We start from the raw sequence: 15889 nt of genomic DNA, 5'->3' as shown, positions 1-15889 counted from the left end.
ACAAATCGTTAATTCGTTCTTCTATTTTTAACTTTGAATTTTGATACGGTAATTTTTCTTGTGCCTTTATTGCATTACTATTTAGCATTAAAAAAGAAAACACAATGCATACTGTAAGTTTATTACTAATTATTTTCATTTAGTTTGTTTTTTATTTAGGCATTACGGCGTCTTTACCCCATTCTTTGTTGGGCAATTCACCCAAGTTTAATTTTAAAGTGGCGCCATCCATAATTTGTTGATGTGAAATAAAAGGTGCGAAAATCTCTTTTCCGTTGATAAATGCTTTCTGAATGTATTTTTTTCTTTTACTAGAACCTTCCGCTAAGACAGTAAACGTATTTCCATTCTGAAGTTTTATGGCTATTTTTTCGAAAATTGGACTTGTAATATTATAATAAGGTAGGCCTGGTGTCACTGGATAGATTCCCATTGAGGTGAACACTACAAAAGCGGTCATTCCACCACCATCTTCATCACCAGGAATTCCAAAAATGTTGTCTTTAAACCAAACGTCTAACAAGAAGCGTGTACGTTTTTGGGTTTTCCAAGGCGCACCAAAATAGTTATATAAATATGGAATATGAAAAGAAGGCTCATTCCCCATTGAAAATTGCCCCACCATTCCCGTAGAATTAGAACCATTAACGAAAAAATCACTCTTTCTGATGCCCAAACTTTCTCTAAATAATTGATCTAATCTAGTTTCTGCGGCCTGTTTACCGCCTAACAAATTGGTCAGTCCTGCAATGTCATGTTGCACAGACCAAGCAAAGGTCCACCCATTATTTTCGTCATAGTACTCTCTATAGCCTTTTCCACCATCTAGTTTTGGATTGATATTCACCCAATTTCCTTCGGCATCTTTTGGCATAAACAACCTTTTTTCAGAATGCCATAAATTTTTATAATCGTTTCCTTTTGGGGATAGTTCTGAATAGTCGTCTGTTTCACCTAATTCTTTTGCAAATTCGGACACCGCCCAAAAATCATAACTGACTCCTAAAGTTACAGCAACAGGCTGTCTTTTTTCAAAACCATCTACATTTGCAACCGTTTCTTGTTCTCCTATTTTAAGGGATGGAAAATAGCCGTTTTCGTGATAAAAATCATCTAAAGTGCCTCTTGGATTTCCTTGCCTCCAAGGAATAAAGGTGCCTTCCATTAGGTTTTTTTTGATGCCTTCATATGCTTTTTCTACATCATAGTTTTTCAATCCTTTTCTGTAGCCGTCAATAAAAATAGCAGACGAATGGTAGGCATTCATACACAAATGATTTCCATACACCTGAGGGAATGTGGGCATCCAACCACTTTGTTCATACATTAAGGTGTACGAGTTCAGCATTTCGTTTTCTAAGGCTGGATTTAAAATAGTCCGTAACGGATGTTGTGCTAAATAGGTATCCCAAACCCAATCATCTACATAAAAGGGACGCTTGCTTTTATGTACTTTTTTGTCATAACCACTATAATAGTGCCCATATTCATTGACATCCACCATGCGTTCATACGTTCTGTATAGTGATGTGTAGAACGTTCTTTTTTGAGCCGTTGTTCCACCCTCAACTTGAATTTGATTCGTTACCTGATCCCAAGTTTTTTTTCCTTCTTTTGAAACATCCTCAAACGTTTTCTTTTTAATTTCTTTATTGAAGTTTTCTTTCGCTTGTGCAGCACTCACATAAGAAATAGCATATTTTATGAGCAAGGTTGATGCTGCGTTCTCTGTTGCAGAAATTTGTAGTTTAGTGTTACTAAATATATAGTTGATATTTTCTATAGGTTTGTTATTTTCATCAACGAACTCACCATATACATAAATGGTTATCGTATTTATAACGGCCTGTTCTCCTCTCGTTGGTTTGCTTCTTTTTTCTTGAATGGTAAATGAATTTTCACTTTTGGAAAACTGCATCTCTTTCGTGCCTTTTATTAAAAAGTTTTTTTGTGTTCCTTCTGGAAAATCTACTTTATAAATTGCCGATTTTTTAGAAGGGGTAAAGCTAACTTTAATGTCATCTTCTATTAAATACGTTGAATATAACCATGGATGTACTATTTCTAAATCGTGATCGATAGCCATCCCTTTATTCCAGGAATTGTTATTCACGTCTCCTAATGTTGTTTTCATTTGTAGAATTCCTTGTCGTCTGTGTGCGGGTACTTGAAAAGGAAATGCTTGCACCATGTCTGAAATATAATCCTGTTTTACAGGAAACATTCTCAGCATTTGATTGGGCAAATGAATGGTTGGGTATGTTGGCACCAGAAAGCGAGATACATTACCAATGGTTGGATCTATGTATTTGGTATTGTCATCAGTTTCTTGAGCAAAGGAAGTTGTAAAACTTAAAACCGATAGGAGTACTATTAAATAATCTTTAACCATTTTTATTATAATCTGTTATAGAACAAATAAAACAACAATGGCTTAATTATTGATTAATAAACAATTAATTATGGGGCAGAAACTATAAAATTAATTTATTTTTTTGCAGCTCTTTTCGCTTTTCTATAGGCAACTAAAAGCTTAAATTTTTCTATACCAGCTAACTTTTTTAGGTCTTTGTTGTATGCTTTTTCTACCTCTTTTGCTTTTACCTCAAAAGTGTCCTTATCATCTTCGTGTTCTTTTCTTAAAGCTCTTTTCTTGTTGTTTCTATCTAGAATTAATTCTAGAAGCATTGTGTTTTGATCTTCATCAAACTCCATAACATTAGATAGCTTATCTGCTAATGCTACAGCTTTTGGATTTTTTTGAGCCTTAGCGACGGACACAGTCAAAAGAAGAAGTATTACAATTATTTTTTTCATTTTGTTTAATTTATAATTTTATTCAAATAAAAGAGGATGACATTAATTCACTATTAATATTGAATTAACTAAGCACTATTTATTAATAATAAACTTCCAAAACTTTTGAATTATCTGCTTTTAAAGTAATGTTATTTAAAGTTGCTGGTACTAATAACGTTTCACCATTATTTATTGTGTAGGTTTCGCCTTCAGAAATAACATTAACGGTACCCTCTACACACATGTAAATAATAAAAGAATCTATGGCGGAATAATCTTTTTCTACTGTTGAACTGATGTCTAAAATATTAGTTCTAAAATAGGGTGAATGCACCAATGTATTGGACACATTCTTTTCTATAGAATAATCCGTTTTATAAGTATCATGCACTTCATAATCGATGACATCAATTGCCAATTCGTTATGCAATTCTCTTTTTGTACCTGTTTTTGAATCCACTCTATCATAGTCATAAATACGATAGGTGACATCTGATGTTTGCTGTATTTCTGCTAACAAAACCCCTGCGCCAATAGCATGTACACGTCCCGTTGGAATGTAAAAAGTATCTCCTTTTTGTACAGTTTCATGATGCATTACATCCAGAATTGTATTCGTTTCTAAATGTGTTTTGTAGCTATCCGAATTAATTTTTTCATCAAAGCCTACAATTAATTCTGCATCGGTATCCGCTTGCATTACATACCACATTTCATTTTTACCAAAAGAGTTATGGCGCTCTTTTGCGACCTCATTACTTGGATGTACTTGTATAGATAAAGGGGTCTTTGCATCAATAAATTTAATCAATAAAGGAAATTCTTCTCCGAATTTTTCATAAACCGCTTTACCGACAAAATCACCTTTAAACGCTCTGGTTAGATCTCGTAATGTTTTTCCTTTTAAAACGCCTTTTTCAACCATAGTTTCATCGCCAGAAACATCTGAAATTTCCCAAGACTCTCCAATATTCTCTTCAGTATAGTGTTTGTTTAGTTTTGTTTTTAATTTTTCTCCACCCCAAATTCTATATTTATAAAGTGGTGTGAATTGTAAAGGATATAATTTCATTGTATTTATATTAAATTAGTTTTATTTTTGAAACTCCAAGGTAATGAATAGAGTTAGTTTTTTTTAACCATTCTAAAAGATTTGTTCTTAATTCTTCGGCTTTCTGCTCGTATTTTCCTCTCTCCGGATTTTCTCCTAAAAGATTATTCATTTCATGCGGATCTTCAGTTAAGTGATACATCGCATTTATAACTTTAGAATCTTCAGTATACGGAACCATTAATTTCCATCCGTCTTTGACGATCATATAATTAGGGGATGTTGGCCCTCTATAATTCCATTCAGTTACCACATAGCTGCCATGATTCGTTTGTTTATGTTCTATCAAATCACGTAAACTTTCGCCATCGGATTTATATTTTCCAATTTTTAAATAATCCATAATTGTGGCAAATAAATCTACATTAGATACATAGCCATTTACTGTAGTTTCTTTTTTAATTTCAGTGGGCATTTTAATCATTAATGGAATGTGAGAGGATTCTTCATAAAACACGTTTTTTTCACGCATTCCGTGTGCTCCCAACATTTCTCCATGATCGCTTGTAAAGATGATTAACGTATTTTCTGCTAAACCAGTTTCATCTAGTTTGTCCATAATTTTGCCCATCCAATGATCTAATTCTGTGATCAAACCATAATAATTGGAAATCATATATTTTATTTTCTCCTCATCCGCAAACTGTGTTAATTTTTTTCTACTATTGGCATTTTTGTATGGAGAGTTTTGCATGTCATCATCGATACTTTCTGGAACTTTCATATCCTTTGCAGGATACATGCCATAGTATGGCGCAGAAGGGATCATGGGTGCATGAGGAAAGTGAAAAGAAGTTGTAATACTAAACGGTTTGTTTTTTAAACGCTCTAGGGCCTCTATGGTCTTTTTAGCATAAAAAGCAGTGATGGTGTGTTCTTTTGGAATCGAAGATTTTCCGTGAAAATTTGGTTGTGATAACTTTTTGTTTTCTTTTTTAACTTCTGCATATGTTTTTCCGTAATTGATATCTAAGGGATCTGGCGTATAAGGTCTTTTGGTAAAGTTGTCTAATAATTCACCAGATTTTGGTTCTCTCTTTGGAAATACATCGTTTAAATAATCTTGGTACATATAGCTCTGGCCTCCATGCTCAAACATATACTTCCCATTTTTAGCATATTTATTTTGGTTTTTATAAGTCGCTGCGTGCGAAGTTAAGGCGTGCCATTTTCCATAATATTCTGCATGATATCCTTTTTCTGTAAGAATTTCATCAAACGTTTTCATGGTCATTACAGCGGTATCATTGAAATTGTAGGTTTTTTTATTTGTGTTTACACCATTGGTATTTATGGTGGTTCCTGTTAAAATACTGGATCTAGCTGGTCCACAAACAGCCACAGGCGTGTATGCATTTTTAAAATAGGCACCTTGTTTTGCAAGCCTGTCTAAATTGGGTGTTTTCACAATTGGGTTTCCAGCAATACTTAAGGCATCATAGCGTTGCTGATCTACAATAATAAAGAGTAGATTTTTAGGTGCTTCATTTACAACTGCATTTTGAGCAGCCGTATCTTGTATTTTACTACAAAGAATAAGGATTACAATTAATATTTTTAAAACGTATTTCATTTCGGTTTTAGCTTACTTTCTTATAATTAAGTCTTCTATACTTAAATCGTTCATCGGCAAAGTTATATTCATAGATTACGCTATTGTTTTTTCGCATGTAAAATTGTTTAGTCTTACCATTCACTTCAAAAGTTATTGAATCTTTTTCTAAAGTATATATAAATCTTTTTGTACTATTATTTTTAGAATTTAAGAGAGACCCTTGCCCGTTTTCATTTAAAGTGATAATGAAATTTTTAAATTCCCAAGCGCCCAGAACATCATTTTCATTAATATTTTCTTTAGGATACATACCCTGAAGCCTTTTATCCAACAGAACTTCTATTTGACGCCTATTTTTATTTTCTAATTGAAACGCTTCAATAAATAAGTTGGCAATCTCTAAAACACTATTCTTTAGTACTTCTGGGTAAGACGCATTTAAACAGGTGTGATTAATTTTATCGTACAAAACCACTTTTACGTTGCCGCCTTTTTTCTTGATTTGTTCAGCAAATTTTTCTGTTTGAGTATAATGGCATAAGCCATCGTTTTTCCCGTTTAACAATAAAGTATTGGGTGGATTTTTTCTTAAGTTATAAAATGCAGATGCTTTTTTACTTTCTTTTTCTGTGACTAATCCGTATAATCCTCTTGCTTTTTGACTAGGAAACGTTGATCTTTCTTCTGAATGTTCTACTAAATTATACATGCCTTCTGCACCCACAAATAGTTTACAGCTCTTGTATTTCTGAGCCATCATAGCTGCTAATGTGGAGCCTGCTGAGGATCCTCCAAAACCAATCCTTGTAAGGTCTGCATTGTAGGTGTCAGCATTATCAAAAAACCATTGAACAGACGCTTCTAAATCTTCTATAGCATCCGCAAATGTTGCATTGTTGCCTTTACATCTATATGCCAATCCTACATAAATAACCCCTAATTGATTCGCTAGATAATTAGCATCTGAAGGCAATCTTGCTGGTGGAACATTTGTTGCAGTACCGCCATTCCATCCACCGCCATGCACAAAGAAATATACTGGGCTTTTCCCGTTGGTATTTTTTGGTAGTTTTATTCGAATAGGAATGTCATATCCACCTGCTTTTGTCGCTATTGTATCGATTGTCTTTTGAGCAGCACTAGTTAAAACAAAACAGCACGCCAAAAGAACTCCGATTGATCTCATAGTTTTTTTCATATTAATTTACAAATTCTGCATAAGGGCGGTTCGGGAACAACTTTAAACTTTTTGTCAGTAAATTTTTAAGTTCATCTGCTTTTTCTTTGTTGTCTTCAAAAATGTTTTTAGTTTCTCGAGGATCAGTAACTAAATCAAATACTTGATCTGCATCAAAATAAAAAGCACTGCTTTTGGATGCAATATTCCCCAAATGACCATTTCTTGTGTAATAGGGGTATTGAAGTTCTGCACCTTTCCACCCTTTAAATGGTAAGCCTTTGTTTATTCTGTTCTGTTTTTGTTTATCATATCTTACAGAAATGTATTTCCAATCTTTAGTCATGACACTTCTTGCATAACCAAGCTCAAAAAATAAATAATCATGTACGGGTTTTTTAGTTCCTTTTAATACCTTTTTTAAGCTTACACCATCTAATGTAGATTCTACGTTCTTTAATTTAATACCTGCTAGATCTAAAAAAGTAGGGGTAAAATCAATATTTTGAACCAACTCGTTATACTCTTGGTTCGGATTAATTCCATTTGGCCAATGCATCATTAAAGGAACTTTTGTTCCACTTTCATACAAGGTCGTTTTTCCCCCGTTGTAGTTCCCATGATCGGACGTAATTATAATAATGGTATTTTCATAAATACCTTCTGCTTTTAGTTTGTCTACAACCGCACCAACCGCATGATCAAACCATCGCAGCCAGGCATGTGCTACTTTTTTATCAAGATTTTTGATTTCTTCTTTAATTTCTTCTCTGGTGGGTAAATAGGAGTAATCGGCATCGATCAACCCTTGTCCTGTAAATTTTGGATTTGAATCTAAACCTCTAAAGTAGTTCCCATTTTTCATATTATAGGGTGCTGGACCATGAGGAACCGTTTCACTGTAATACAAAAAGAAAGGATCATTTTTATTTTCATCGATGAATTCTAAAGCCGCTTTATTTTTCCATTCTACATTATGAACATTCAAAGAATCATTATACTGTTCTCTTAAATTTCCTGCATAAAATGCGTTCGCATAATCAAAGCCATATTCTTTAATTACTTCTGTCCATTTTTGATGGTTTTCAAACATTTTTTTAGAAACTGATGGATCATTTGGATCTGCATTTTTAGCATAGGTCTGGAAGCCATTTTTCTCCCAATTTTTTTTATTGTTTACAATATCGTGTTCTACAATATGACTTTTACCTACAAACCCTGTTTTGTAACCGACTTCTTGTAATAGTCTTGGTAAATTGGATTTGTCTTTTTCTATTTCTGTATTGTTTTCTACTCTTGTCATTGTGCCATTCGGATGCATTTTCATAAAAGAAGGGCCCTCTGATCTTCCTGCATAACGTCCAGTTAGCATTGTATATCTACTTGGCACACATACAGAGCTTGATACATATGCGCTGTTAAAAATCATTCCATTCTTTGCTAAATCATCTATAATGGGGGTATGTACTTGTTTATCACCATTAAATCCGAAAGGACGCGATTGTATTCTTTTCTCTGAATCTAAAGGAACAACCGCACTTTGATCATCTGTCATAATAAAGATGATGTTTGGTTTTTTAGTGTTTTGTGCAATTGATTTATTAGTGCCAATTATTAATAAAAAGACTATAAATCCAATGGTTTTGTAAGTATTTAATGTCATTATTGGTTATTTATTTTTGTTACTTATTTCTTGCATTCCAATTCCGGAAACTTGTGTTTTAAAATCGGCGTAAAACGCTCTAAGTTTCGCTATTTTTTGTTGATTTTTTTCATCATTAATTCCGTTATTCAATTCTAAAGGGTCGTTTATTCTGTCAAAAAACATATCCCCAAATTCCCTATAATCTCGCTTAGGATTTACGGGGTTGGGTTTCATAATACCCAATTTTGCATTTTTACCGATTACGGTCGCTTGAAACCAACTTTCTGATACGATATAATCTCTGTTCAATGGTTTTTGTTCAAGCAATAATTTAGCGAGTGATACGCCTTCAAAATTGTTTTCTAAACCGGGAGTTTTTAAGTCTAAAACATCGATTAAGGTAGGGATAATATCGACCAAAGTTACCAGTTCTGCAGTATGTTTTCCCTGAAGTGTTTTCCCTGGAATTCTAATCATTAGGGGAATGTTTAAAATATCTTCATAAATATTATGACCGGCAGCAGCTTTTTCTACCATTCCATGGTTCCCAACAAAATCGCCATGATCTGTGGTATAAATAATGATTGTTTCTTCAGTGATGTTTGCTTTGTCTAAAGCTTGTAAAATCTCACCAACGTAATGATCTACTTCTGTGACTAAGGCGTAATAGGCTCCAATATAATCTCTCCAGAGTTGTTCGTCTTTAAAAGCCTTATCCATGTTCCATACTTTGTTTCCTCCATTTCTTTGGAATTGTAATAAGGGTGGTAAATCTTTTGTGGGTTGGTAAAAACTAGCGGGCATTTTTATGCCGCTTTTTAATTTTGTGCCCTTTCCCCATTCTGAAACAGTATACATATCCATGAATTTCTTAACAGGAGTGTAGGGTTGATGTGGTCTATAAAAAGAAGAAAAACAAAAGAAAGGTGTATCGCTATTTTTTTGTTGATCAATCATATTAATGGTTTCTAATGCAGTGTAAGCCTCCATCGTATATCCAAATGGTAATTTAGAAATACGCGTCCCTAAATCAGCTGTAGGTATTTTAGCGTTCGCATCTTTACTTCCTTTGGGACCTTTTCCAAATTCTGCAGCCCAATCATAAGAAAATTCAGATTGATAGCCTTGTTTTGTCACCCAGCTTAAATAGTTTCCAGTATCGCCTTCTTCAGGATGTACCTCTTTTTTAACATCCCAGCCTTTATCTCCACCACCTTTTAAATGTCTTTTGCCAAAAGCATAGGTTTGGTAACCATTGTATTTAAAAATACTAGCTAATGAAGTCGCTTTCTCTGTCACAGAAGTTTCTTCATTGTTATTCATTAAACCCAGTGTTCTTGGGTATAGTCCTGTCATTAAAGACATTCTAGAGGGGACACAAACACCTCTTGTGGCATAGGCTCTATCAAAGACTACAGATTCTTCTGAGAATTTATCTAAATTTGGAGTAATGACGTCTGGATGATTTTCATAACCCATTGTTTTTTTGTTGTGTTGATCAGAAAATAGTAACAACACATTTGGCTTCTTCTTGTTTTTAGTTTGATTTATAAATTCATTTTTAGACCTGCAGTTAAACATCAACAACAAACAACCAACAATTAGTAATGTTACTTTATTTTTCATTTTAATTGTTTTTCCAAATTTCTTTGGATGACTTTACTATAACTTTAGATAAATAGTCTTTTGCTTTGATAACAACAGCTGTTTCTGTTTTAGCAAGATTTGTAGATTCCTTTTTATCTTTAGTTAAGCTAAAAAGCATTTCAGCATTCATCTTTCTCTTTGTGTCTTTATTTTTTTCTTCAATGAATTTCCACCCTTCAAAACGAATTGCTTTTCTACCTTGCGCATCTCTATGCACCAAAGGAGGTCTTTCGTAAAATTTATTGGGCTTTAATAAAGCTTTTTTAAAGCTATAACTATCTGGTGCATCTTCAAAATCTAATCCTTTATTATTACCAATATAATCTGCTAAAAAATCATAAATATCAATTGTTGAGACAGTTACATTAGAAGTTTTATCTTCTCCTATTTTCTTTGGATGATTTACAATAAACGGAATTCTAAAACCTCCATCCCAAATGGTATGTTTATCACCTTTATAATTTCCATTAATTTGTAAGCCTTTGTTGATGGCAAAATTTTCTGGCATAACAAGATTTTTCTTTCTAGGAATATCTCCTCCATTATCGCTCGCAAAAATGATAATGGTGTTTTCTCTAAGACCCCTTTCTTCTAAAAATGCAATTAAATCTCCTAAAGAACGGTCTATATCTTGAATAAAATCTCCATAAGCACCTGCATTACTTTTACCTCGCATTTGTGGACTAGGCACAATAGGATGATGAACTGCAGCTGCTGCATAGTATAAAAAGAATGGCTGGTCTTTATCCAAACTTTTCATCCACTCTATAGATTTGCTTGTTAAATCATTTGTTACTTGCTCTGTAACTCTTTGCGGGGCATCATATCCTTTGTATTGTTTTCCATAAAATGATTTTCCGTAAGGAGAAATTTTATCTGAACGCAATCCATAAATTTTATTATTCTCTATATAAACTTTATGCCCATCATCTAAATTATTAGGCAATGCAAAACTATAGTCTAAACCATAATCTGTTGGAGCAGGATAAATATTTCCTAATAAATTATTGAACTTTTTTTCTTTAAATCCTAAATGCCATTTACCAACCATTGCTGTCTTATAACCTAAAGATTGCATATATTTTGGTAATGTTTTTCTTTTCACATCAATTAGAGCTGGGTCATTCATATTAACAACCCCTTTTTTAAGTTTTGTTCTCCAAGAATATTGACCGGTCATTAATGCATATCTTGTGGGCGTACAAACAGAACCTGTTGTATAGGCATTTGTAAATTTCACGCCTTCTTTGGCTAATTTATTTACGTTTGGCGTTTTTATTAATGCTTCTTGCGCGCCATAAATATTGGTTGAACCGTAACCAAAATCATCTGCAATAAATACAATGACATTTGGTTTTTTTGATTGTGAAAAAATTATTGAGTTACTAAAAATAGAAACTATAATTATCAAATACAGTTTTATACTTCTTTGCATACTTGTTTTTTATATTATTATGAGCTAATAGATTCATACTTTTTAAATACTCTAAAACCATACCAAGCTATAAAAGAGAAACACAGTAATGGTAATATAAATGAAAAGTTTACTTCTGAAACTCCCATAATCGAAGTGTCTGCAACACCATTTCCACCAGCATCAATAATAATTCCTTGCAGTTTTGGCATTAATGCACCTCCAACAATTGCCATAACCAAACCTGCAGAACCTACTTTAGATTGCTCTTCTGACAAACCTCCTAAAGCAATACCATAAATGGTTGGAAACATTAAAGACATAAAGAAAGATATACCCACTAAACAATATAAACCAATAATACCTTGAATAAAAATAGTTCCTAAAGAAAAAACCATTGCTAAAACAGCAAAATACATTAGTAATTTTCCTGAACTAATAAAACGTAATAAATACGTTCCAATAGCTCTACCAACCGTAAATAAAACAAAGGCAGCCATTTGATAATAACCTGCTGTAACACTATCCATACCTATGCCTTCTGCATATTGATAAATATAAGTCCAACACATTATTTGCCCACCAACATATAAAACTTGAGCCAACACTCCAGATGCATATTTAGAGTTTTTACCTAAAGAAGCAAAAGTTTCACCAATTTTTGGCATTTCACCCTCGGCTTTAGATTGTGGCATTTTACTAACTAAAAAAATCACAAAAACTACTGTAATAAACAATCCTAATACTACATAAGGATCTCTAATCACCAATAAATCAGTAGTTCTAATAAGCGTTTTAGAAGCTTCCTCAAGCGCACTAAAATCAACAATATCATCAGACTGTAAGTTCTTTAAAACAAATTGTTGGGCTACAAATAAACCAGCAATTAATCCAACAGGATTAAAGGCTTGTGCTAAATTTAAACGCTGTGTAGCTGTTTCTTTTGCTCCCATTGCTAATGCATAAGGATTTGCTGCTGTTTCTAGAAAAGCCAAACCAAATGTTAATACATATAAACCCAAACAAAAGAACATAAAGCTTTCTGATTGCGCTGCAGGATAAAATAATAATGCTCCTGTTGCATATAGAGCTAAACCAATTAAAATACCTACTTTATAAGAATATTTACGCATAAACATTGCTGCTGGCAAAGCCATACAAAAATACCCACCATAAAAAGCCATTTGTACCCAAGCTGCTTCAGAATTAGATAATTCTAATACTTTTTTAAAAGCCTGAACCATTGGATCTGTAACTGCGTTCGCAAAGCCCCATAATGCAAACAATGAGGTAACAAGAATAAAAGAAATTAAATTCTTTTTAGGTACTACAGGTATTTTTTTTAAATCTTTCATTATAAGTTTAGTTGATGTTACTCTTTAATTATTTAGGTAAATTACCCATTTTAAATTCCATTTTTCCTCCAGCAATTAACTGCTCGTGTGTAAAAAATGGAGTATCTAATTTTTTTCCATTCAATTTAGTAGTTTGAATGTATTTATTGTCCCGACTATTATTTTTTGCTTTAATCACAAATTTCTTACCTGTTGGTAAATTGATTTCTACTTCATCAAAAATTGGACGACCAATAGAATATGTCGTATTTCCTGGGCTAAAAGAATAGAAACCCATTGCATTTAATACGTACCAAGCAGACATTTGTCCACAATCTTCATTACCTGCCAATCCATTTGGATTATTAAAATACAACTCGTTCATAATTTTGTCTGTAACTTCTTGTGTTTTCCATGGTTGACCCACAAAATTATACATGTGTGCAATATGATGACTTGGCTCATTTCCGTGCGCATATTGACCAATTAAACCTGAAATATCTCCAGAAACATCATCTCCAGTTAATTCTGAACTTGTAGAAAATAAAACATCTAAATTTTTAATAAACGTCTCTTTTCCGCCAACTAAATCTACCAAACCTTCAACATCATGAGGTACAAACCAAGACCATTGATAAGCATTTCCTTCAGTATAATCATCTTTCCTATGTTTAGAAAAACGAGGATCAAAAGGCTCACGCCATTTTCCATCTTGATTTTTTCCTCTCATAAAGCCAGTTTTGGTATCGTAATATTGTGTGTATTTTTTAGAGCGTTTCATAAAATGGTTGTAATCATCTGTTTTGCCTAAATCTTTTGCCATTTGTGCAATACACCAATCATTATAAGCATATTCTAAGGCTTTAGAAACAGATTCATTTTCTAAATCCGCAGGAATAAAACCCATTGTCTCATTATAGAGCTTACCTTTCGGCATCAAAATGTTTTTTACTTGTTTTGATGGAAAAAATATATCTGTAGTATCATACTTTGATGCGTGAACGACTGCTTCATAGGCTTTCTTCACATCATAACCTCTAATTCCTTTATTATAGGCGTCTACAATTACTGGTACAGAATGATAACCAATCATACAACCGGTGTAATTCCCTTGTAATTCCCACATTGGTAAAATACCACCTTGATCGTATTTTGTTAAAAGTGTATTTATAAATTCGTTAGTTTTATCAGGATCAGTAATTGTCTTTAAAGGATTGTATGCTCTAAAAGTATCCCACAAAGAGAACACTGTATAAATTTTTTCTTCATTAGATTGATGAATTTTTCTATCCATTCCCCTATATCTGAAATCTACATCAGAAAATGTATTTGGACTTATAGAAGTGTGATATAATCCTGTATAAAAAATTGTTTTCTCATCTTCCGTACCTCCCTTTACATTAATTTTTGATAATTCCTTTTTCCAAGTTTCATGAGCTTCATTTTTAACTTTATTAAAATCCCAATGGTCTATTTCTGCGTCTAAATTTTTACTAGCACCTTCATAATCTACAGAAGAAATACCCACTTTTGCTAAAACTTCTTCGCCAGCTTTGGTATTAAATGTTAATACAGCCAATAATTTTTTAGACATTCTATTTGGTAAGGCATCAATTTTTTTACCATTTTCGTAAAAAGTAACTGTAAAAGGTTTATTAAATTTTGCTTTAAAGAAAATATCTTGAGTTACAGCCCAACCACCAGAACCTTTATAACCAGAAATTTCAGTATCAGAAATCAATTGAAATTGGTGATTTGGTTTATGATCTGGGTAAATAGTATGCGATAAATCTATAATGATTCCCGATTTCCCTTCTTTACGGAACTTATATTTATGAAAACCAGCTCTTTTAGTAGCCGTTAGTTCAGCTTTAATATCGTAATCCTTTAATAAAACCGAATAAAATCCTGGGGAAGAAACTTCATCTTCATGACTAAATCTAGAACGATATCCTGCATCCGGATCTTCTGAAGTTCCTGGAATTACTTTCGCTTCACCTGAAAAAGGCATAAATAAAAAATCACCTAAATCACTAATTCCTGTTCCACTTAAATGTGTGTGAGAAAATCCTAAAATTGAAGAATCTGTATGATGATATCCTCCACAAGCGTCCCAACCTAAAGTTCTTGTATCCGGACTTAATTGCACCATTCCATAAGGTGTAGTAGCTCCTGGAAACGTATGTCCATGACCACCTGTACCTATAAATGTGTTCACATATTTTGTATTATCAACAACTTTTTTAGTTGTTGTTTTTGTGATTTTACCAAAAGAGAAAATACCTATTAAAGTAAGTAATAGCAGTAAAAAGTAATTTTTTATATTTTTCATAGGTAATCTGTTGTTAATTTTTAAAATTGTTTGGAATGAGAGATTGATCTGTACCCCAATTTTTATTTGGATATTTCCCCATTTCTAGGGTAATTGTAGCTCCATTGATAAGATCATCATGTGTAAACCAAGGACCTTTTAGTTCTTTTCCGTTTAAAGTTGCAGACTGTATGTATTTATTGGTTTCATTACAATTTGGTGCGTTTATGGTAAACTTATTGCCATTTGGTAAATTAATACTGATTTTAGAAAATAATGGGCTTCCAATAGTATATACTGGAATTCCAGGAGTAACAGGGTAAAAACCCATAGCAGAAAAGACGACAAATGCAGACATTCCTCCACCATCTTCATCTCCTGGAATACCAAAAATATTGTCTTTAAACCAAGTGTTTAATAACATTCTTATTCTCTTTTGAGTTTTCCAAGGTGAATCTGTAAAATTATATAAATATGGAATATGAAAACTTGGTTCATTTCCCATAGAATATTGACCAACAATACCTGTAAAATCGGGAAACCGTGCATTTAAAGCATACGTGCTTCTTCCTAAATCTTCTCTAAACATTTGATCTAAACGTGCTTCAAACGTTTTTCTTCCGCCCATTAATTCTTGCAATCCTAAAATATCTTGTTGCGGATTCCATAAATAAGTCCAACCATTATTTTCGTCATAATAATCCCGACCTCCCATTCCGCCATCAAATTTTGGATCGATATCAATCCAATTTCCTTTGGCATCTTTAGGCATAAAAAATCCTTTTTCTTTCCAGTATAAATTTTTGTAATTCTCTGCAGTTTTAGAAAAATATTTATAATCGTCTTCTTTACCTAATTCTTTTGCAAATTGCGCCAAAGCCCAATCATCATAACCT

11 protein-coding genes are annotated in these 15889 nt (G+C 32.9%); all 11 read right to left on the bottom strand.

The window, feature by feature from the left end; all coding sequences use genetic code 11:
- Positions 1–151: 151 nt before the first annotated feature.
- Positions 152–2392, bottom strand: a complete 2241-nt coding sequence (locus QZ260_RS08540) for a GH92 family glycosyl hydrolase (protein ID WP_295985041.1) — start codon at positions 2390–2392, stop codon at positions 152–154.
- Positions 2393–2487: 95 nt separating this feature from the next.
- Positions 2488–2817, bottom strand: coding sequence for a hypothetical protein (locus QZ260_RS08535; RefSeq protein WP_295985040.1), 330 nt, complete (start codon positions 2815–2817; stop codon positions 2488–2490).
- 82 nt (positions 2818–2899) lie between these two features.
- Positions 2900–3871: a type I phosphomannose isomerase catalytic subunit gene (locus QZ260_RS08530; RefSeq protein WP_295985039.1), complete on the bottom strand. Its 972-nt coding sequence runs from the start codon at positions 3869–3871 to the stop codon at positions 2900–2902.
- A gap of 10 nt (positions 3872–3881) precedes the next feature.
- A complete protein-coding gene (locus QZ260_RS08525; RefSeq protein WP_295985038.1) occupies positions 3882–5483 on the bottom strand; it encodes a sulfatase-like hydrolase/transferase in 1602 nt (533 codons plus the stop codon).
- Positions 5484–5490: 7 nt separating this feature from the next.
- A complete protein-coding gene (locus tag QZ260_RS08520; RefSeq protein WP_295985037.1) occupies positions 5491–6651 on the bottom strand; it encodes an alpha/beta hydrolase in 1161 nt (386 codons plus the stop codon).
- Positions 6652–6664: 13 nt separating this feature from the next.
- Positions 6665–8305 carry a sulfatase-like hydrolase/transferase gene (locus QZ260_RS08515; RefSeq protein WP_295985036.1) on the bottom strand — a complete coding sequence of 547 codons (1641 nt, stop codon included), beginning with the start codon at positions 8303–8305 and terminating at the stop codon, positions 6665–6667.
- Positions 8306–8311: 6 nt separating this feature from the next.
- Entirely contained in the window at positions 8312–9913 is a 1602-nt protein-coding gene (locus QZ260_RS08510; RefSeq protein WP_295985035.1) for a sulfatase-like hydrolase/transferase, read from the bottom strand.
- A gap of 1 nt (position 9914) precedes the next feature.
- A complete protein-coding gene (locus QZ260_RS08505) occupies positions 9915–11369 on the bottom strand; it encodes an arylsulfatase (protein WP_295985034.1) in 1455 nt (484 codons plus the stop codon).
- A 17-nt stretch (positions 11370–11386) separates the two neighbouring features.
- Positions 11387–12703, bottom strand: a complete 1317-nt coding sequence (gene fucP / locus QZ260_RS08500; RefSeq protein ID WP_295985033.1) for an L-fucose:H+ symporter permease — start codon at positions 12701–12703, stop codon at positions 11387–11389.
- Positions 12704–12731: 28 nt separating this feature from the next.
- On the bottom strand, positions 12732–15014 hold the full coding sequence (locus tag QZ260_RS08495) for a GH92 family glycosyl hydrolase (protein WP_295985032.1): 2283 nt from the start codon (positions 15012–15014) through the stop codon (positions 12732–12734).
- 13 nt (positions 15015–15027) lie between these two features.
- Positions 15028–15889: glycoside hydrolase family 92 protein (locus QZ260_RS08490; RefSeq protein ID WP_295985031.1), on the bottom strand; the 862-nt coding region annotated here is incomplete at its 5' end.

Origin of the sequence: uncultured Algibacter sp., from assembly GCF_905480415.1 — a bacterium.
Taxonomy (GTDB): domain Bacteria; phylum Bacteroidota; class Bacteroidia; order Flavobacteriales; family Flavobacteriaceae; genus Algibacter_B.
Note: the sequence above shows the minus strand (reverse complement) of the source record. Positions and strands in the feature narration are given on the sequence as shown.